The sequence below is a fragment of the Rossellomorea sp. GQ25 genome (assembly GCF_059758515.1).
In genome coordinates this window covers 317785-338763 of record NZ_JCAXEQ010000004.1, presented here as the reverse complement: position 1 = coordinate 338763, position 20979 = coordinate 317785, and the positions used below count along the sequence as shown (strand labels likewise).

General features: G+C 42.6%; 16 protein-coding genes and 1 pseudogene. 14 read left to right on the top strand and 3 right to left on the bottom strand.

What is annotated here, in order from left to right; genetic code table 11:
* Positions 1-156 precede the first annotated feature (156 nt).
* Both AC6CIB_RS15035 and AC6CIB_RS15030 read left to right on the top strand, forming a co-directional pair.
* Positions 157-1362: an MFS transporter gene (locus AC6CIB_RS15035; RefSeq protein WP_498281949.1), complete on the top strand. Its 1206-nt coding sequence runs from the start codon at positions 157-159 to the stop codon at positions 1360-1362.
* Between the two features lie 122 nt (positions 1363-1484).
* Positions 1485-1718, top strand: a pseudogene (locus AC6CIB_RS15030) (LLM class flavin-dependent oxidoreductase); the annotation flags it as partial.
* An 877-nt stretch (positions 1719-2595) separates the two neighbouring features.
* Here AC6CIB_RS15030 and ytrI read toward each other — a convergent pair.
* Both ytrI and ytrH read right to left on the bottom strand, forming a co-directional pair.
* Positions 2596-3099, bottom strand: coding sequence for a sporulation membrane protein YtrI (gene ytrI, locus AC6CIB_RS15025; protein ID WP_498281947.1), 504 nt, complete (start codon positions 3097-3099; stop codon positions 2596-2598).
* A complete protein-coding gene (gene ytrH / locus AC6CIB_RS15020; protein ID WP_113969604.1) occupies positions 3096-3431 on the bottom strand; it encodes a sporulation membrane protein YtrH in 336 nt (111 codons plus the stop codon). Before ytrH ends, ytrI begins: the two co-directional genes overlap by 4 nt.
* Before the next feature lie 137 nt (positions 3432-3568).
* Here ytrH and dnaE point away from each other — a divergent pair, with 137 nt between their 5' ends.
* The 8 genes from dnaE (at position 3569) to AC6CIB_RS14980 (ending at position 14885) form a co-directional block, all read left to right on the top strand.
* Positions 3569-6919, top strand: a complete 3351-nt coding sequence (dnaE, locus tag AC6CIB_RS15015) for a DNA polymerase III subunit alpha (protein ID WP_498281945.1) — start codon at positions 3569-3571, stop codon at positions 6917-6919.
* A gap of 163 nt (positions 6920-7082) precedes the next feature.
* Positions 7083-8321 carry an NADP-dependent malic enzyme gene (ystJ, locus tag AC6CIB_RS15010; protein ID WP_148969914.1) on the top strand — a complete coding sequence of 413 codons (1239 nt, stop codon included), beginning with the start codon at positions 7083-7085 and terminating at the stop codon, positions 8319-8321.
* Entirely contained in the window at positions 8321-8977 is a 657-nt protein-coding gene (locus tag AC6CIB_RS15005; RefSeq protein WP_498281943.1) for a FadR/GntR family transcriptional regulator, read from the top strand. The genes ystJ and AC6CIB_RS15005 overlap by 1 nt, the downstream gene beginning before the upstream one ends.
* A gap of 163 nt (positions 8978-9140) precedes the next feature.
* Positions 9141-10010, top strand: coding sequence for an acetyl-CoA carboxylase, carboxyltransferase subunit beta (gene accD, locus AC6CIB_RS15000; protein WP_324744805.1), 870 nt, complete (start codon positions 9141-9143; stop codon positions 10008-10010).
* Positions 10004-10984 carry an acetyl-CoA carboxylase carboxyl transferase subunit alpha gene (accA, locus tag AC6CIB_RS14995; protein WP_498281941.1) on the top strand — a complete coding sequence of 327 codons (981 nt, stop codon included), beginning with the start codon at positions 10004-10006 and terminating at the stop codon, positions 10982-10984. The genes accD and accA overlap by 7 nt, the downstream gene beginning before the upstream one ends.
* A gap of 341 nt (positions 10985-11325) precedes the next feature.
* Positions 11326-12285, top strand: a complete 960-nt coding sequence (gene pfkA, locus AC6CIB_RS14990) for a 6-phosphofructokinase (RefSeq protein WP_498281939.1) — start codon at positions 11326-11328, stop codon at positions 12283-12285.
* A gap of 30 nt (positions 12286-12315) precedes the next feature.
* Positions 12316-14076 (top strand): pyruvate kinase, encoded by a 1761-nt coding sequence (gene pyk, locus AC6CIB_RS14985; RefSeq protein WP_498281937.1) that lies wholly within the window; start codon positions 12316-12318, stop codon positions 14074-14076.
* Positions 14077-14498: 422 nt separating this feature from the next.
* Positions 14499-14885 (top strand): FxsA family protein, encoded by a 387-nt coding sequence (locus tag AC6CIB_RS14980; RefSeq protein ID WP_498281935.1) that lies wholly within the window; start codon positions 14499-14501, stop codon positions 14883-14885.
* 31 nt (positions 14886-14916) lie between these two features.
* Here AC6CIB_RS14980 and ytvI read toward each other — a convergent pair whose 3' ends face one another.
* The gene (gene ytvI, locus AC6CIB_RS14975; RefSeq protein ID WP_498281933.1) at positions 14917-16023 is read right to left on the bottom strand and encodes a sporulation integral membrane protein YtvI; all 1107 of its coding nucleotides are present in this window, start codon (positions 16021-16023) and stop codon (positions 14917-14919) included.
* Positions 16024-16171: 148 nt separating this feature from the next.
* Here ytvI and AC6CIB_RS14970 point away from each other — a divergent pair, with 148 nt between their 5' ends.
* From AC6CIB_RS14970 to mdh, 4 genes are all read left to right on the top strand, one after another.
* On the top strand, positions 16172-16630 hold the full coding sequence (locus AC6CIB_RS14970) for a DUF441 domain-containing protein (RefSeq protein WP_498281931.1): 459 nt from the start codon (positions 16172-16174) through the stop codon (positions 16628-16630).
* A 463-nt stretch (positions 16631-17093) separates the two neighbouring features.
* The gene (gene citZ, locus AC6CIB_RS14965) at positions 17094-18212 is read left to right on the top strand and encodes a citrate synthase (protein ID WP_498281929.1); all 1119 of its coding nucleotides are present in this window, start codon (positions 17094-17096) and stop codon (positions 18210-18212) included.
* 121 nt (positions 18213-18333) lie between these two features.
* Positions 18334-19605: an NADP-dependent isocitrate dehydrogenase gene (icd, locus tag AC6CIB_RS14960; RefSeq protein ID WP_498281927.1), complete on the top strand. Its 1272-nt coding sequence runs from the start codon at positions 18334-18336 to the stop codon at positions 19603-19605.
* Positions 19606-19686: 81 nt separating this feature from the next.
* Positions 19687-20625, top strand: coding sequence for a malate dehydrogenase (gene mdh / locus AC6CIB_RS14955; RefSeq protein ID WP_498281925.1), 939 nt, complete (start codon positions 19687-19689; stop codon positions 20623-20625).
* The last annotated feature ends 354 nt before the right edge of the window (positions 20626-20979 follow it).

Sequence of the window (20979 nt, the reverse complement as noted above, 5' to 3'; positions counted from 1 at the left end):
AAGTCCTTAGGGTACAAAAAAGTACCTACATGACTTTAAAGTGCGTACTTCTATTTATTATTTGCACCCACTATCATAATGAGAAACAAACGAAAGGCGCCTTCGTTTGTTTCTCATTCCATTAAACGAATCAACATATAAGGAGGAAGTTACTTTATGAGTTCAACTTCAGCTACAATAGATCAGTCAAAAGCGAAAGGTGGCACTCCGGCGTTACTCGCCCTTGCCATCAGTGCCTTTGGAATTGGGACGACAGAATTTGTGCCCGTTGGATTATTATCATCGATTGCTGATGATTTATCGATATCGATTACACTCGCAGGATTATTGATTTCAGGTTATGCCATCGGAGTAGCCATTGGGGCTCCTGTATTGACCGCATTGACCAGTAAGGTGAGCAGGAAATCCCTTCTCATGTCCTTGATGCTCTTATTCATCGTTGGGAATTCGGTTGCAGCCCTTTCCACCAGTTTCGGGTTATTGCTTGTTGCCCGATTTATCACGGCATTCTCGCACGGGATCTTCTTTTCGATCGGATCGACGATTGCCGCCGATTTAGTGCCTGCCCATAAGCGGGCCAGTGCGATTGCCTTTATGTTCACAGGATTGACGGTTGCGACGGTTACAGGAGTACCCCTTGGAACTTTCATCGGACAAGCATTCGGCTGGAGAGCCACATTCTGGGGAGTCGCCCTTCTCGGTGTCGTAGGAATCGTTGCCAGTTCCATTCTTGTGCCGAAAAACTTAAAAGAATCACCGCCTGCAAAGTTCAGCGAACAATTGAAGATTCTAACGAATGGTCGATTATTATTAGCCTTTGCCATCACAGCACTTGGGTATGGCGGAACGTTCGTCGCGTTCACATATCTAACACCTTTACTGCAAGACGTTACTGGATTCAGCGCGAAATGGGTAAGTATCATCCTTCTTATATACGGAATTGCCGTTGCCATCGGAAATGTCGTCGGAGGGAAAGCATCCGACAAGAGCCCGTTAAAAGCACTATTCTGGATGTTTGTTCTCCAAGCCATCATTCTATTTGCTCTTACATTCGCAGCACCATTCAAAGTGGCAGGTCTGATCGCGATCTTCCTTATGGGATTATTCGCTTTCATGAACGTACCCGGGCTGCAAGTCCTTGTCGTCAATCTGGCTGAAAAGTATGTACCGTCAGCGGTCAATGTGGCATCTGCCTTAAATATTGCCGCGTTTAACGTTGGAATTGCGATCGGTTCCTTTGTCGGAGGGATCATCGTGGATGGAATCGGCTTGATTCATACCCCATGGATCGGTGCCATCATGGTGGCAGGAGCTGTAGTATTAACAGCTTGGCTCCGTGGTATTGAGCGAAAATCAGCCTAAAGAGGTTAATTGAAAATCGTTAAAGTATGGAAAAAACGAATCGAAAAACGGAAGAAAATTCGAATCATCGAAAAAGGCGTTGTCATGACCATCTGAACGGGGGGCGGCACTTTACACCGCCTCCCGGTCTCTTTAAGACGTTCAGCCATCCGATGCACCTGGACTTGGCCTAGGATCCAACTGAAATATCAGACCGATCAGCCTCAGCTTCCGAATCGGACGGAACTATCTTATAACAAAAAGGCAGGAGTGTACCACCTCGTCTTTGCAATCTTTGACGTGAGCGTCCGGCAGACGAAGTCGTTCAGGAGCTGGGGGAGGAAGTGGTTCCTCACTTCCCGGCAGTTCAGGAGTAGACGTATTAACTGTACCAAAGCTCCCAGGTATTTGATCAAATGCCTGGGAGCTTTTCTTTTTTGTAGGGAATACGACGGAAGCCCTTGAATAAGGATTTTTCGACAAACGGCTCATAAAATGATAACCAGGATCATATATCGAAAATCAGGATCATAAGTTCCCAAAACCGGATCATATTTTCAAAAAGAGGATCATAAAAAGTCCAAACAGGATCATAAAACGCTGGAGAGAGTACTGATCGAAGGTTTTACTCTGAAAAAACACTAATTCAAGCTAAAAGTACTACCATTTCATTCGATTTCAATTGAACTCGAGTAGAAAACCTTTGAAAGAATAACCTTTTATAAGAGCACATTTGCGTTGCAAGAAGCTACACGGAGTTGAGAATAATGCTCGAGAAGCATTTGTGAGTGGGATTAGGGGTATAGATAATTCCAATTTGTGAATCTCTTCATTCCTAGGGACGAAAACTATATGGGATTATGATGGGAAATGTCCTTGTAGAATGTATAGGAGTTGCCCTATTGGCTGAGGATGAAAGCTAACACTTCTCAGCTATCCTCAGCATTCACGGATATGTAATAATGTGGTAACTGACGTAATAACTCATAAAATCGACGCAATTATTAAAAAAAGGACGCAATAACCATGATTTTAGACGCAATTGTGATGGAAAACGACGCAATCACAATGAAAAGGTAGGGTAAGTATACTTGAAATGCCTCCTAAGGAGTGGTTTCGAAAGATAGGAAAGGAATATCCCAACCGTTTTTTAAAGTAATGAATCATTTTTAGCAAAGAAGAGCCATTTACGAACAAAAGACGAACCTGTCATTAAAGGCACTAACGCCTCTCCGACAGTTTCGTCCAGCAACATCACTCCTCATACTTCAACTCCAGCGTAATCTGCGTAGTCGTATAAAAGTACATTTCCCGCACTTTCAAATTAAAGGACTTATCATTCAATTTGACCGTTTTGTTTTCGATGATCTTCTTGATGAGTTCTTTGTTTCCGTAGACCGTTTCTAAGTCTTTTGTCAAAAGGCTCCTCAAATCTTCACTCAACTGGTCCTCTGTTTCGTGTATACTGAGTAATTCGACTTTTGTTTTCGTATTGTTGATGATTTTCACTTTGACTTCCTGGATGGTGAGTTCGTCTTCGTTTTCGGTGTTTAATTGTTTGTATTCTTCTTGAAGATAGGACAAGGTGTTTTTCAGTTTACTAATGTCATTTTTTTGTTCTTCTATTAATTGCGTTTGTTTTTCGTGCATGGTGCCGAACATGAAGATAAAGATCATCCAGCTGATGATTCCTCCTACAACCATTCCTGCAAAGAATCTCTGCCAGGAAGGAAGCCGGTAAAAGGGTGGGATTCTCATGATGAAATATGCTCCTGTGTAAGCCAATTAATGATCATTCCACCCGTGTTTGCACCGCCTAAAGCTGATAGTATTAATAAAAACTGCTTGAATAACTCCTTCGTTTCACCGTTTAAGAATCCTTTTTCAAAGCTGTATACTGTATCGAATGTACCTCCGATGGCCGCAATAATCGCCCATATCCTAAGGAAATTTGATAAACGCCACATTTCAATGAATAAAGGCTGTCCCATGGCAAAAGAAGCTAAACCGCCGAGTAGGGATCCACCTAGTAAAACACCAAAGGCTATGAAAAAACTTTTAACCAATTCCGGAAAGAAAGCTTCTGCCATTTCATCATCTCCATCTATTACGTGTCTTTATGATAACTATATGGAGTTAGTAGACAAGATATGAGGGAGAACATATTTTCTTTTTTGCGGTTTCTTTCCTATAATAAAAGTATATTGAGAAAAAGGTTGTGCATAACATGTCATTTGTTCATTTACAAGTAGCGAGTGCCTATAGTCTCTTGTCTAGCACGATATCGATAAATGGACTTGTACATAAAGCGAAGAATGCAGGGTATAAAGCACTGGCTTTAACCGATAAAAATATGATGTATGCCGCCATCCCTTTTTATAAGGCGTGTTTAAATGAAAACATAAAACCGATTATCGGATTGACCGCAGATATTGCGTCAGAGGAAGGTTCCTATCCCCTTGTTCTCCTCGTGAAAAACCAAACGGGCTATCAGAATCTATTAAAGGTTTCGAGTGCAATCGGGGCAAAGTCTAAGACTGGGCTCCCGTTGAAGTGGCTCTCTTCCTATAGTGAGGGGTTAATTGCCATCACTCCGGGGATCAAAGGAGAGATTGAAACCCTTTTAATGAAAAATGAAACAGAACAAGCGAAACAATGCATCCAAACGTACCAAAACATGTTTGGCAGGAATTCATTTTATATGAGCCTCCAAATGCATGGGGTCCCGGCTGAAGAAGAACTCATCCCCTTATTAAAGAAAGTTGCAGAAGAAACGGGTGCTGGAATGGTGGCTACCAATGATGTTCAGTATTTAGACCAGGAAGATCATTTCGCCCATGAATGCATGGGTGCGATCAGGGACGGAGTAAAGTTATCTGAAGATGACCGGGACGTATTGGGTTCACAGGAGTATTACTTCAAGTCTAAAGAGCAGATGGTGGATTTGTTTTCTGATCATGTCACGGAGCTTGAAAACACGATGAAGATTGCTGACCAGTGCCACCTGACCATCCCCTTCCATCAGCAGCTCCTCCCGAAATATCCTCTGCCTGAGGGAGTATCTGCCCTTCAGGAATTGACCCATCTCTGTGAAAAAGGCCTGAGTGAAAGGGTAGAGTCGGTTTCCGATGAGTACATAGAACGATTGGATTATGAGCTCGAAGTCATCGGTAGGATGGGATTCAGCGATTACTTCCTGATTGTCTGGGATTTTATGAAGTATGCGAAGGAAAGAAAGATCCTGACGGGACCGGGAAGGGGATCGGCAGCGGGTTCCTTGGTATCCTACGCATTGAGGATTACAGATGTGGATCCGATCGAGCATCATTTGCTGTTTGAACGATTTTTAAATCCTGAACGGGTGTCTATGCCGGATATTGATATTGATTTTCCCGATCACCGACGGGACGAAGTCATTGAGTATGTAGAAGGGAAGTATGGGAGCCTTCACGTTGCCCAGATCATTACGTTCGGGACGTTTGCAGCGAAGGCAGCCCTGCGTGATACAGGTCGTGTATTTGGCTTGAATATGAAGGAGCAGGAGCAAGTATCCAAGCTTGTTCCGAATCAGTTGGGGATCACGTTGCAGGAAGCCTATGAAAAGTCTAAGGCATTCCGTGAATTTGTGACGAGCTCTGATCATTATAAGAAATTATTTCAGACGGCTCTTAAACTCGAAGGACTTCCGAGACACACGTCGACCCATGCGGCGGGAGTCGTGATGAGTGAAGCTCCATTAGTGCAATGGGTACCCATCCAGGGCAGTGCATCCGGTATCCACCTGACTCAATTCTCTATGGATATACTGGAAGAAATTGGGTTGTTAAAAATGGATTTCCTGGGACTTCGTAATCTAAGTATATTAGAAAGAATTGTGAAGAACGTTCAAATGGGAACAAATAAATCATTCTCCCTTGAGTCTATTCCCATGAATGATCCTAAAACCTTTGAACTATTAAGTAATGGACTGACCAATGGGATTTTTCAGCTTGAATCAGAAGGAATGCGAAATGTATTAAAAAGACTGAAACCAAATTCTTTTGAAGATATCGTGGCCGTAAATGCATTGTATCGTCCGGGGCCAATGGAAAACATCCCGACGTATATCAAACGGAAACACGGTGGAGAAATGGTGGAATATCCGTTGCCTGACTTAAAGCCGATTCTTGAAATGACCTACGGTGTCATTGTATATCAGGAACAAATCATGCAAATTGCTTCGAAAATGGCCGGTTTCTCCCTCGGGGAAGCAGATTTGTTACGAAGAGCGGTTTCGAAGAAGAAAAAGGATGTCCTCGATCAGGAGCGGGAGCATTTTGTTTCCGGTTCAACACGGAAAGGATATACCGAGGAAGTCGCGCACACCATTTATGACTTGATTGTCAGATTCGCAGATTATGGTTTCAACCGCTCCCATGCTGTAGCCTATAGTATGATCGCCTATCAACTGGCCTATTTAAAAGCACATTACCCTGCTTTTTTCTTATCATCCCTCCTGACATCGGTTGTGGGAAATGAGACGAAAGTGGCTCAGTATATCCGGGAAGCAAAGCTTTATGATATTGAGATCCTGCCCCCATCCATTAATACGAGTCAATTTGTCTTTACGGTAGAAGGGAAGAATAGGATCCGCTACAGCTTAGGGGCAATCAAAGGAATAGGGGCAGCTGCATTAAAGGAAATCACCCGTGCCCGAAAAGAAAAACCATTTCAGGACCTGTTTGATTTTTGCATGAGGGTATCTTCCAAAACGATTAACCGAAAAATTCTCGAAAATTTAGTATTGTCCGGGGCGTTCGATGAATTCGAAATGGACCGTGCCACACTTCTGGCGAGCCTTGATGTAGCGGCACAGCATGCGGAGCTTGTTAACCCGGAAGGTGATCCTGATTTATTTCATGAGGAAGAGGCGTTCCTGTTAAAGCCTAAACATGTCGAAGTAGAGGATATGACCATCGATACGAAGCTTCAATTCGAGAAACAGGTGCTGGGTCTTTACTTATCTGACCATCCCGTTTCTTCCTACCGTCAGCTGTATGATGATCTTGGCTTACAGCAAATAGCCGATCTTCAAAAGGGGTCGAAAATCACATTTGGCGGTTATATTACCGGAGTGAAATCCATCCGGACGAAAAAAGGGGAAGTGATGGCCTTCCTCGAAATCGGTGATGAAAGCGGAGAGATCGAAGCGGTGGTGTTTCCGAATGTGTATCGAAATAATATGACTCAACTAAAAGAAGGGAATATCCTCCTGTTTGGTGGAAATGTTGAAGAACGTAACGATAAGCTTCAGTTCATTGTGAATCATGTGGAAGCGATGGAAGAAGTTCAGGCGAGAGTGAAAGCAAGGGATCGGAAGCTCTATTTGAAAATTGCCATGGATCAGGATGAAGAGGCATGTACGCAGCGTATTCATCAAACGATTAACCGATTCAAAGGGAAGAATCCTGTCATCGTATATTATGAACGTGAAAAAAAGAGTGTCCAGCTTCCGGACCATTTACGTGTGTCCCCGTCTCAAGAGGCTCTTAAGGAAATGCATCGGATTCTGGGTGAGGCAAATGTCATATTACAATAACATACTTTACTAAAACCAATATTTATATTATTGTTTAATAGAAAAAGGTGGTCAGACCACCTCTGAACTTTAATTTTTTTAATATATATCATGTACATTTAGAAGATTTATGTGAATCATGAATCGACATATAGCATGTAAAGAATCAGAAGGAGTGAGTTGATTGTCATTGCGTGAAGAAGCTCTGCATATGCATCGGGTAAACAAAGGGAAATTAGAAACAACATCCAAGGTGGAGGTCCGGAATGCTGAAGACCTGAGCCTGGCTTATTCCCCAGGGGTAGCAGAACCGTGTAAAGTCATTTATGACAAGCCTGAAACGGTATACGATTACACAATGAAAGGGAATATGGTAGCCGTTGTTTCAGATGGTACGGCGGTTTTAGGTCTTGGAAATATCGGACCGGAAGCTTCCTTGCCTGTTATGGAAGGTAAAGCGGTTCTATTCAAGAGCTTTGCGGGTGTAGATGCGTTTCCAATCTGTTTGAACACAACGGATGTGGACAAGATTGTTGAAACGGTTAAACTTCTTGAGCCTACCTTTGGCGGAGTGAATTTAGAAGACATAGCAGCTCCAAATTGCTTTGAAATTGAAGAGCGCTTGAAAAAAGAGACCAATATTCCTGTGTTTCACGATGATCAACATGGTACGGCCATTGTAACCGTGGCAGGTTTAGTGAATGCGCTAAAGATCGTTGGGAAGAAGATGTCAGAAATTAAAGTAGTGGCAAATGGAGCCGGTGCTGCGGGCATGGCGATCATTAAGCTTCTTTATCGTTATGGTGTGAGAGACATCATTATGTGTGATTCCAAGGGAGCGATTTACGAAGGTCGTCCCGAAGGAATGAATGGAATCAAGGACGAAGTAGCGAAGTTTACGAATCGTGATCAGATCAAAGGTGGACTAACAGAAGTACTAAAAGACGCAGACGTATTTATCGGTGTGTCTGTTGCAGGAGCATTAACGGAAGAAATGGTTGCCTCTATGAAACAGGACCCGATTATCTTCGCTATGGCCAATCCTGTTCCTGAAATTATGCCTCAGTTGGCAAAAGCGGCTGGAGCAAAAGTGGTCGGAACCGGTCGATCCGATTTTCCTAATCAGGTAAATAATGTCCTTGCCTTCCCGGGCATTTTCCGAGGGGCACTGGATGTTCGCGCTACTCACATTAATGAGAAGATGAAACAAGCTGCTGTTGAAGCGATTGCGGCTTTAATCGGAGAAGACGAGTTAAATGAGGATTACGTCATCCCTGCACCATTTGATAAGCGTGTAGCACCTGCTGTAGCAGCTGCAGTCGCAAAGGCCGCCATGGAGACGGGAGTAGCCCGTTTAAAGGTGGATCCGGAAGACATTCGCAAAAAGACAGAAGATTTAGCGGTAATCGGGAAGAGTGAATGATGACAGAAGTGAACTCTCTCCATTCCCACGCTAAAGTATATATTGGAATTGTTCACCAACTGCGAGAAATGATATCTAAAGACGGCCTCAAGCCAGGCGATAAAATCCCTTCTGAAAGAGAACTGTCCGAACGATTGAACGTTGGGCGTTCTTCTGTCAGGGAAGCATTACGGGCCTTGGAATTGTTGGGCCTGATTGAAACCAAAAGAGGCGAAGGTACCTTTTTAAGAGATTTTCGGGATCATCATCTCATCGATTTGTTAGGAATGTTCATCCTGCAGGACCACAAAGCACAGGAAGATATTCTTTATACGAAAATGATGATTGAAAAGGAAGCGCTGAAAGCTCTATTTTCAGAAGAAAAGAAGATGGATGCTCTATTCGAGAAAGTGACAGAAGCTGAATGCCTGGACGATGTGTTCAGGGACATTGTGGTGATGAACGCCAATCATTTGGCTCAACGGATTTGGAATATCTTAAATGATTTTGAAACATTGATTTGTGGAGAGATTAAGATAACGAATCAAATGAGAGAAGAGATTACCCAAATGCTTCAAGGAATAGAAAAACAGGATAAAGAGACTGTGCAAGAGACGTATAAAAGGGTCAGGGAAAATGTTGATAAGGATGCGACAATTTCCAACATCTTTTTTTAAACCGTTCCATTAAACTGATAGTCAAGCAGTTTTATATCGTGCATTTACTACTAGAAACGAAAGCGGAAGCTGTCCCTGGGAAATTGATTTTAAGCATTTATCACCTTCATTTTTTCCTTCAGAAGACGTATAAGCTACTGTAATTAGTTAAGGAGGTTTCACCTTGCTTAAGGAACTTTTTAATAAATCCAAAAAGAAAAAATATGCAACGATTCCTTCTGAAGCGGCTAAACATGACGTTCCAGAAGGCATCATGACCAAATGTCCTGATTGCAAAAAGATCATGTACACGAAAGAACTTCAAAAAAACTTAAAGGTGTGCATTCATTGCGGATATCATCATGGCATGAGCTCACCAGAGAGAGTCGATAGCTTTATAGATGAAGGTACATTTAAGGAGCTTGACCATGATCTTATTTCCGGGAATCCCCTGGGCTTTCCTGATTATGAAGGAAAAGTGGAAAAGGATCGAAAGAAGACAGGTATGAATGAAGCGGTATTAACTGGTTCAGGTAAGGTAAACGGAATCGAAGTGGTCACGGCCATAATGGATTCACGTTTCAGAATGGGAAGTATGGGCTCTGTGGTCGGTGAGAAAATCACCAGAGCCATCGAAGAAGCCGACAAACGAAAAGTCCCATTCATTATCTTCACGGCATCTGGAGGCGCGAGAATGCAGGAAGGTGTCCTTTCCTTGATGCAAATGGCCAAGACCAGTGTGGCCCTTAATCGATTGAGCGAAAATGGAGGACTATTCATCTCGATCATGACGCATCCAACGACAGGCGGGGTATCCGCAAGTTTCGCTTCCGTAGGGGACTATAACTTTGCTGAGCCCGGAGCGCTTATTGGCTTCGCAGGCAGAAGGATCATTGAGCAGACGATCAGGGAAGACTTACCGGAAGACTTCCAAACATCAGAATTTTTATTGAAACATGGTCAACTTGACGGAGTCATCTCGAGACTCGAGTTAAAAGAGAAAATCGGGACAGTACTTGATATACATCAATGGGACGGTGATCTGCCATGGTAAATGAGATGGAATTTGAAAAGCCTGTACTTGAGCTCAAGAAAAAAATAGCCGAGCTGAAGGAGTTCACTCAAAATTCAGACGTCGATTTATCAAATGAAATCGAGAAATTGGAGAGTAGGCTCACGAAGCTTGAAAATGATATCTATGAAAACATGAAGCCTTGGGAAAGGGTTCAGGTAGCACGACATCCCAATCGCCCGACCACCCTGGATTATATCGGCTATCTCTTTACGGACTTCATCGAAATGCATGGAGACCGTCTGTATGGGGACGACGAAGCCATTGTTTCAGGCGTAGGGAAGTTTCATGATGTCCCGGTGACCATCATCGGACACCAAAGAGGGAAAGATACGAAAGAAAATATCCGCCGGAACTTTGGGATGCCCCATCCTGAAGGATACCGAAAAGCCTTACGCTTGATGAAGCAAGCGGACAAGTTCAATCGTCCGATCATCTGCTTTATTGATACAAAGGGTGCGTATCCTGGGAAAGCAGCAGAGGAAAGAGGTCAAAGTGAAGCGATTGCAAGAAATCTTGTAGAAATGGCAGGCTTGACCGTTCCCGTTATCTGCATGGTCATCGGTGAAGGTGGTAGTGGAGGTGCCCTGGCACTGGGAGTCGGAAATCATATTCATATGCTTGAAAACTCTACTTACTCCGTGATATCACCTGAAGGGGCGGCAGCCATTCTGTGGAAGGATTCCACACAAGCGAAACGGGCGGCTGAATCCATGAAGATTACAGCACCGGATTTGAAGGAACTGGGAATCATTGATGAAATCGTTACGGAAGTTAAAGGCGGTGCTCATAAAGATGTCGAAGAGCAAGCACAATATATCAATGATGTATTAAAGGCATCCCTGAAAGAATTAATACCCATGAAGAAAGATGAATTGATACAACATCGCTATGAAAAATTTAAATCGATGGGTGAATATTCTGTTTTAAATGATTTAATTGGGGTAAAATCATAATGAACTGCGGACTGACAAATAGGAAAAACCATTTGTCAGTCTTTTTCATTAATTTTCCATCAAAATAAAGATTTGTGACGGTATTTTGAAGGTTTTAACAATTGAAACGCTTCCATTTAATAGATTATTTCGTCTTTAGCATTTCCTTCGAGTAACTTGTTGAGAACCTTGAATCTTCGTGTTATTTTAGAAATAATCCAAAGTCTATTGGTCCATAATAATGTAATGAATGCAACAGGGTAGATTGTTCTATTTTCCTTTTCTTAGATTTATGTGAAACCATTAACAAGTTGTACAATTCATTTACATATAAAGGCATATTTCTTAATGAGGTGATCGTAGTGAGAAAGATTGGTGTATTAACAAGTGGTGGAGATTCACCAGGTATGAATGCAGCCGTTCGTGCGGTTGTGCGTAAAGCCATTTTCCTTGACATTGAAGTGTACGGTATTTATCAGGGGTATAACGGATTGATCAACGGGAACATCAAGAAGCTTGAGCTTGGTTCTGTTGGTGATATCATTCACCGTGGAGGAACGATGCTGTATACAGCCCGCTGTGAAGAATTCAAAACAAAAGAAGGTCAGAAAAAAGGAATCGAGCAATTAGAGAAGCATGGAATTGAAGGTCTTGTTGTCATTGGTGGAGATGGATCGTACCAAGGAGCAAAAGCTTTAACTGAATGGGGATATCCATGTGTGGGTGTACCGGGAACCATCGATAACGATATTCCGGGAACTGAATATACAATCGGGTTCGATACGGCTTTGAACACGGTCATCGACGCGATTGACAAGATTCGCGATACGGCAACCTCCCATGAAAGAACATTCATCATCGAAGTAATGGGACGCAATGCAGGTGATCTTGCCTTGTGGTCCGGTCTTGCAGGCGGGGCTGAAACCATCCTGATTCCTGAAGAGAAATTCGATCTTGATGATGTAGTGACTCGTCTCAAAAAAGGCCAGGAACGTGGGAAGAAGCACAGTGTGATCATTGTGGCAGAAGGTGTCATGTCTGGAAATGAATTCGCTAATCGTTTTACTGAAGCGACAGGAATGGATACCCGGGTCTCTGTATTGGGTCATATTCAACGTGGAGGCACACCAACTGCATCGGACCGGGTGTTAGCAAGCCGTTTAGGTGCACGTGCAGTAGAGCTGTTGGTGAAAGGAAATGGCGGAAGAGCAGTAGGAATTGAGAAAAATCAACTAGTTGATTACGATATTATTGAAGCACTTGCCAAGCCACATCAAATTGACTTGGACATGTACAGACTTTCCAAAGAGCTTTCAATCTAAATTGTTGTAAGATTTCAGGAGGTAAAGAAAATGAGAAAAACGAAAATAGTATGTACGATCGGTCCTGCAAGTGAGAGTGTAGAGAAGTTATCACAACTGATCGAAGCCGGAATGAATGTTTCCCGCTTAAACTTTTCACATGGTGACCATGAAGAACATGGACAGAGAATCGTCAATATCCGTGAAGCAGCCGAAAAAGCTGGTAAAACAGTCGGGATCCTTCTCGATACAAAAGGTCCGGAAATCCGTACGAATAATATGGAAGATGGTGCAATCGAATTAACGCAAGGTTCAAACGTCATCATTTCCATGAATGAAGTACTGGGCACAACTGAAAAATTCTCCGTTACATACGAAGGATTAATCGATGATGTTCATGTTGGTTCTAAAATTCTTCTTGACGATGGTCTGATCGGGTTGGAAGTAACGGAAATCGATAAAGCGAATGGCGAGATTCATACGTATGTTGCTAACAGCGGTGTATTAAAGAATAAAAAAGGTGTAAACGTACCTGGTGTATCCGTAAACCTTCCAGGGATTACGGATAAAGATGCAAAGGATATCGTATTCGGTATAGGGCAGGGTGTCGACTTTATTGCGGCATCATTCGTTCGCCGTGCATCTGATGTACTGGAAATTCGTCAATTATTGGAAGAACATGACGCTTCCCACATTCAAATCATCCCTAAGATCGAGAATCAAGAGGGTGTAGACAATATTGAAGAAATCCTTGAAGTATCAGACGGATTGATGGTGGCTCGTGGAGATCTTGGTGTGGAAATCCCTGCTGAAGAAGTACCATTGGTTCAGAAGATGTTGATCAAGAAATGTAACTCATTAGGTAAGCCTGTCATTACGGCAACTCAAATGCTTGATTCCATGCAACGCAACCCTAGACCGACAAGAGCGGAAGCAAGTGACGTAGCCAATGCAATCTTCGATGGTACAGATGCGATCATGCTATCTGGTGAAACAGCTGCAGGTACGTATCCTGTAGAAGCGGTCCAAACGATGCACAATATTGCTTCAAGAGCGGAAACAGCTCTTGATTTCAATGATATCCTGGCGGCACGCAGCAAAGACAGTGAGCATAATATGACGGATGCCATCGGTCAATCTGTAGCGCACACCGCTCTTAACCTTGATGTTAATGCGATTGTGGCTCCAACGGAAAGCGGGCACACAGCACGCATGATTTCTAAGTACCGCCCAAAAGCTCCAATCATAGCAGTAACGGGAGCTGATTCCGTTTCACGTCGATTGGCACTTGTCTGGGGCGTTTACCCTACGGTTGGACGCAAAGTGACGACTACGGACGAAATGCTTGATATGGCTGTAGAAGAAAGCGTCAATTCAGGTATGACGAAGCATGGAGATCGTATTATTATCACAGCAGGTGTTCCGATCGGTGAATCAGGAACAACCAATCTGATGAAAATCCATGTGGTAGGCGATATCGTTGCAAAAGGTCAAGGAATTGGCCGTAAATCTGCTTATGGTAAAGTGGTTGTAGCGACATCAGCAGAAGAAGCAGTGAAGAATACTACACCAGGATCTGTCCTTGTGACAATAGGGACTGATAAAGACATGATGCCTGCTCTTGAGAAATGTTCTGCCTTGATCGTTGAAGAAGGCGGTCTGACAAGTCATGCAGCAGTTGTAGGTATCAACTTAGGAATTCCTGTAGTGGTCGGAGTAGACCACGCCACTTCTTTATTCAAGAGTGGCCAGGAAATCACAGTGGATGCAAGGCATGGTGTGATTTATAACGGATATGCGAGTGTACTGTAAGTAAATAGTGATAGCCAGAGTCTGGAATGGACTCTGGCTTTTTTGCGTAAATAAGCAGGGTGCATAGTGGCAGTTGACCAGGTGTTCACCATTTGGCACAAGTTTTGGGGGAAGTGGCACAAGTTTAGCTAGAAGTGGCACAAGTTTGATCGAAAGTGCCGCAACAAGCGCCAAAAGTACCGCAAGAAACATCGAAAGTACCACAACAAGCGCCAAAGGTGCCGCAACAAACACCAAAAGTACCACAACAACAATCAAAATCACCTCATAACGGGAACGCTTACTATGAAATCTCCTGCGAAAATAGTCATAACTCGTCCAATGCACATTCATATTAAGCAAAATCCCCATATAATACGTAAAATCTCTAATATGTTATAATAAAAGGAAGCAAGTATTAAACTAAAATGGAGGAATCCATCATGAGATATATGTTGTTACTATTGATTATCGTACCCGCTTTTGAAATTGGGTTATTGGTTCTTTCTGGGCAGGCCATTGGTCTCGTTCCAACGGTTTTATTGATTATCACTACAGGGATATTAGGAGCTTATTTAGCAAAGAAGCAAGGAATCGAGACCCTTCGAAAAGCGCAGCAGGATATGCAGTACGGTCAGTTACCGGGTGACGCCATCATAGATGGTTTATGTATTCTGGTCGGAGGGGTCGTACTGTTGACGCCTGGTTTTATTACCGATGCGATCGGGTTCCTGCTATTACTACCGCCTACACGTAAAATGTTCAAACCGTTCATTTATAAGTTATTCAAACGTTGGATTAATAATGGGAATGTGATTATTTACAGATAAGAGAAAGGCACTGCCATCAGCAGTGCCTTTCTTATTTTACACCCATTATAAACTTCCAAGTATCTTCAAAAACCCCTGCTCTTTTTAGAGTGGATAAAATGACTAATACAACCGGACCAACGATCAATCCAAGAAACCCGATGAGCTTAAAACCGACAAAGAGAGCGATCAGGGTGGCGAGTGGATCGAGTCCGATGCTTGATGACAGTACTTTCGGCTCCATGATTTGACGTTGTACTACGACAACTAAATAGAGAACGGATAAACCGATACCTAATCCGACGTTCCCTGTAATAAACTCATAAATGATCCAAGGTACAAATACCGCTCCTGTTCCAAGATACGGTAAAATATCAACGAGACCCGTTACAAGTGCAATGGTGATAGCGTAATCCACTCTCAGTATGATCAATCCGATTAACACGATGATAGCCGTGATGGATATGAGGGTGAACTGCGCTCTTACAAATCCGAATAGGGCCCTTTTCAGATCGATGAAAACTTTTCTCCCGCTGCTCATCGCCTTTCCAGGAATGATTTTCTCTGCTTTGGCAGATAATGTATACCAGTCCTTACTGATGAAAAACGTGGCTAAGGCGGCAAAAATCAGGACGGATGCCGCGTTGGGAATCCATGAAATTAATTGTGGTAATTTTGTGAAAAAGTTTTGTAAAAAATCCCCTGCAGATGTGGCGATTTTCGTTCCTGCAGTTTGAACATTTTCTAATATGGTATCCTGTTGTCCGGCTTCAAGGTTCTTAAATAAACCTGATAACTGGTTGTATAGTGGAATCACATGCCCTACGACGAAATCTTCAGCATATTTGACTAAGGTCTGCACATGCTTAGGAAGCTCTTCTGCTAAATAATTTGCACCGGAAACAATCTCAGCAATCAGTAAGGTGATAAGCCCCACAAAGATCGCAACAATCAATATGAGAGATAAAGCAACTGCCCATATCCTAGGCAGCCATCTTTCAAGCCAATTCACAAGAGGATTAATGAGTAACGCGATGGCAATGGCAATGATAAACGGATAAGCAAGCTTCCATATGTAATAGAGTGAAATCAATGAGAGCATGACGATGGCTAAAACGATCATGAACCGGATCGTTCGATAAACATATTCTACATTCAAGAGCTTCCCTCCTACCCGATCTTCTACTTCTATTTTAAAGGAGACAGGAAATGAAAGGAAGTTTAATTTAACGTGGTTGCTCATTTTTACAACAAATGATAAAAGTTGATATGGTAGGATAATGATTGACGAAAGGAAGAGGTTACTTATGTCACAGGCATTCATGTTTTTGCTCCTCTTATTGGAAATTGGATTCGCTGCAAAAAACCAGTCCATTATTATAGCCGTAACATTTCTAATCATTCTTAAGCTGGCAGGCATCGATGAAAAAGTGTTTGCGGCCATTCAGTCCAAAGGAATTAACTGGGGTGTTACAATCATAACGATTGCCGTATTGGCACCAATCGCTACAGGTGAGATCGGTTTTAAAGACCTTTATGACTCATTAAAGTCACCTTATGCTTGGATTGCCCTCGCTTCTGGAGTGGCGGTGGCCTTAATTGCGAAGAGCGGGTTAACACTGTTGGAAGAGGACCCTCATATTACGACAGCTCTTGTTCTTGGCACTGTCTTAGCTGTGGCATTCTTTAAAGCAGTAGCTGTCGGACCGCTTATCGGAGCAGGTATTGCGTACCTCGCGATGAAATTATATGAGTTGTTCTGGTAGAATACCACTGGAATTCGTGCCGGTAGAAGCATCCATCCTCCACATCTCTGATGAGAGTTTTTTAAACTTATAATCGATCATTTGAATTTGATTATACATCTTCGACAAATTTAGTGCTTTTCTAACAGGATGATAAATCCCAGTAATCACTCCGTTTGCACGCCTCAATGGCATGGTTTATTTTTCTAGAAAAATAATTTTTATAGAAATTAGTGCGTTTTCATTCACAAAAGTCAGATAATTGTTTATAATAGGAAATGTAAGCGCATCCCAAGCTCAATGAAGTAGTAAGTTCACTATGGAAGAGCCGGGAATCATTTTTTGTATAGTAATTGAGCAAACGCTCAACGTTTTATTTATGTTCTTTTTAAACAAGCCTACTGACTTATTTGATAGTCTTGTAGGGTTTTATGCTCATAAGAAAATGGGTAAAGAGAAATACTTAACAAAAGGAGAGGTTATTATGACAACAACTCGGGGGTTAGAAGGGGTTGTAGCAACAACATCATCCATTAGTTCGATCATTGATGATACTCTTACATATGTTGGCTACAACATTGATGATTTAGCAAACAATGCCAGTTTTGAAGAGGTTATCTACTTATTATGGCATCTGAAATTACCTACTTCATCAGAGCTTCAGGAATTTACAGAGCTGTTAGCAAATAACGCTGAATTGCCTAAAGAGGTCATCGAGCACTTCAAAATGTACAACATCAAGGAAGTCCATCCTATGGCAGCTTTACGTTCTGCTGTGTCTTTACTTGGATTATATGATGATAAGGCAGATGTAATGGACGAAAAGGAAAATTATTTAAAAGCAGTTCGACTTCAAGCGAAAATTCCTACCATCGTAACGAGCTTTTCACGAATTCGTAATGGACAAGAGCCGATTGCTCCTCGCAAAGATTTAGGATTCGCTGCTAATTTCCTATATATGTTAACTGGGAAAGATCCTGAGCCGGTTGAAATTGAAGCGTTCAATAAAGCGCTTGTTCTTCATGCAGATCACGAGTTAAACGCTTCCACATTCACTGCACGTGTATGTGTTGCTACTCTTTCTGATGTGTATTCAGGCGTCACTGCTGCGATCGGTGCTTTAAAAGGACGGCTGCACGGTGGAGCAAATGAGCAGGTAATGAAGATGCTTACTGAAATCGGTTCGGTTGATAAAGCAGAATCATATATCCTGGACAAATTAGAGAAAAAAGAAAAAATCATGGGCTTCGGTCATCGTGTATACCGTCAAGGAGACCCGCGTGCCAAGCACCTTAAAGAAATGTCTAAAAAATTGACTGAATTAACAGGACAAAGTAAATATTACGAAATGTCCGTTAAGGTAGAAGATGTATTTACGTCTAATAAAGGCTTACCGCCTAATGTAGATTTCTATTCAGCATCCGTTTACCACAGCTTGGGCATCGATCATGACCTATTCACTCCGATCTTCGCTGTAAGCCGTGTGTCCGGCTGGTTAGCTCATATTCTAGAGCAGTATTCAAACAACCGCTTAATCCGTCCTCGTGCTGATTATGTAGGGCCTGGCAAGCAAGAATATGTGCCTGTAGAACGAAGAGGTTAAACATCAATATTTACAAACAGTGAAAATATTGGTGTAATGAATATAAGAAGGGGGCTGACTATAAATGCATAAGGCACTTATGGGTCATCCCCTTTGATAATGAATAAATGGAGGTTACATAATGACACAAGGTGAAAAAATTACAAACCAAAACGGCCAGCTTAATGTGCCAAACAATCCAATCGTCCCATTCATTGAAGGTGACGGAACGGGTCCGGATATTTGGGCAGCAGCTCAACGCGTCCTGGACGCTTCTGTTGAAAAAGCGTATAAAGGTGAACGTAAAATCTCTTGGAAAGAAGTATATGCAGGAGAAAAAGCATTCAACAAAACAGGTGAATGGCTTCCATCAGAAACTCTTGATGCGATCCGTGAATACTTCATCGCAATCAAAGGTCCTCTTACAACTCCGGTTGGCGGTGGAATCCGCTCATTGAACGTTGCGCTTCGCCAGGAGTTGGACCTGTTCACTTGCCTGCGTCCGGTACGCTACTTTGAAGGTGTTCCATCACCTGTTAAGCGTCCTGAAGACACTGACATGGTCATCTTCCGTGAAAACACTGAAGATATCTATGCAGGTATCGAATATGCAAAAGGTTCTGATGAAGTCAAGAAGTTAATCAGCTTCCTTCAAAATGAAATGGGTGTTAATAAGATCCGATTCCCTGAAACTTCAGGTATCGGAATCAAGCCTGTATCAGAAGAAGGTACTTCCCGCTTAGTACGCGCGGCAATTAATTATGCCATCGCTGAAGGCCGTAAATCAGTAACGCTGGTTCACAAAGGTAACATCATGAAGTTTACTGAAGGAGCTTTCAAAAACTGGGGGTACGAGCTTGCTGAGAAAGAGTTCGGGGATAAAGTATTCACTTGGGCTCAATATGACAAGATCAAAGAAGCTGACGGATTGGAAGCGGCTAACAAAGCTCAATCCGAGGCTGAAGCAGCAGGTAAGATCATCGTGAAAGATTCAATCGCTGATATCTTCCTACAACAAATCCTGACTCGTCCAGCTGAGTTTGATGTAGTGGCAACAATGAACTTAAACGGAGATTACATCTCTGATGCCCTGGCAGCTCAAGTAGGCGGAATCGGAATCGCGCCTGGAGCAAACATCAATTACGAATCAGGACATGCAATCTTTGAGGCGACTCACGGAACAGCTCCAAAATATGCAGGTATGGATAAAGTGAATCCTTCATCTGTCATCCTTTCCGGAGTGCTTATGCTTGAGCACCTTGGTTGGACAGAAGCTGCTAACTTGATCACAAAATCCATGGAGAAAACAATCGCTTCTAAAGTCGTAACATATGACTTCGCCCGTCTAATGGATGGAGCAACAGAAGTGAAATGTTCTGAGTTCGGTACTGCACTAATCGAAAACATGGAGTAATTTTAATTTGAAATAGAGGTGGGGTGCTTCGAATTGGAGCACTCCTTCCTTTACATAATGACACGAATAGGAGGAATTATGTTGGCAATTAAACGTAGAAAAGTATCTGTTATCGGTGGAGGATTTACAGGGGCAACAACAGCATTGATGCTTGCTCAGAAAGAGCTTGGAGATGTTGTACTGGTTGATATTCCTCAAAATGAAGACCCAACGAAAGGGAAAGCGCTGGATATGCTTGAAGCGAGCCCGGTACAAGGATTTGATGCAAGCATTATCGGTACTTCCAATTATGAAGATACAAAGGATTCGGATATCGTTGTCATCACTGCGGGGATTGCCCGTAAACCAGGAATGAGCCGTGATGATCTGGTTCAAACCAATCAAAAGGTCATGAAATCGGTCACGCAGCAAATCGTTAAGTATTCGCCCAATTGTTACATCATTGTTCTGACAAATCCAGTGGATGCTATGACGTATACAGTATTCAAAGAGTCCGGGTTCCCTAAAGGGCGCGTAATCGGACAATCCGGCGTTCTGGATACAGCTCGTTTCCGAACATTTGTCGCTCAAGAATTAAACCTTTCTGTGAAAGATATTACAGGATTCGTTCTTGGCGGCCATGGGGATGACATGGTTCCTCTTATTCGTTACTCATACGCTGGAGGAATCCCTCTGGAAACATTAATCCCTAAAGACCGTTTAGATGCAATCGTCGAGCGTACCCGTAAAGGCGGAGGGGAGATTGTAGGCCTTCTGGGCAACGGAAGTGCTTATTATGCTCCTGCTGCTTCACTTGTTCAAATGGTAGAATCCATCCTTAAGGATCAACGACGTGTCATACCAGCCATTGCATACTTAGAAGGTGAATACGGATTCGAAGGTATCTACCTTGGTGTTCCAACCATTCTTGGTGGCAATGGACTGGAAAAAATCATTGAACTCGAACTAACCGAAGAAGAGAAAGCTGCATTATCTAACTCTGCAGATGCTGTTAAAAACGTGATGTCTTCTTTGGCTTAATACACATTCAATCCAAAAACTGGCTTCCATATTGGGGGTCAGTTTTTTATTTCGTAAAAGAATGTGACGGTTGATTTTTGTAGTTTTTAATAAAGATTGATAAAAAATCCTATTGTATGATTGGCAATAGGATTTTTTTATTCAACAAAAGGGCCATATAATTGAAGATCAATACAGGATCGATAAATGGATTAAAGATGGTCGAGGAACTGGTAGCGGAATGGACTATCAGCCGTGATTAAAGATTTAAAATGTCTCCTCATTAGGTCGGTCAACGAGACTAAAAGGTATATAAACCCACGTTCTTTTCTTCTGGATGGCTTCTTCGTTCGTTTCATTCGGCAATGTCTATAT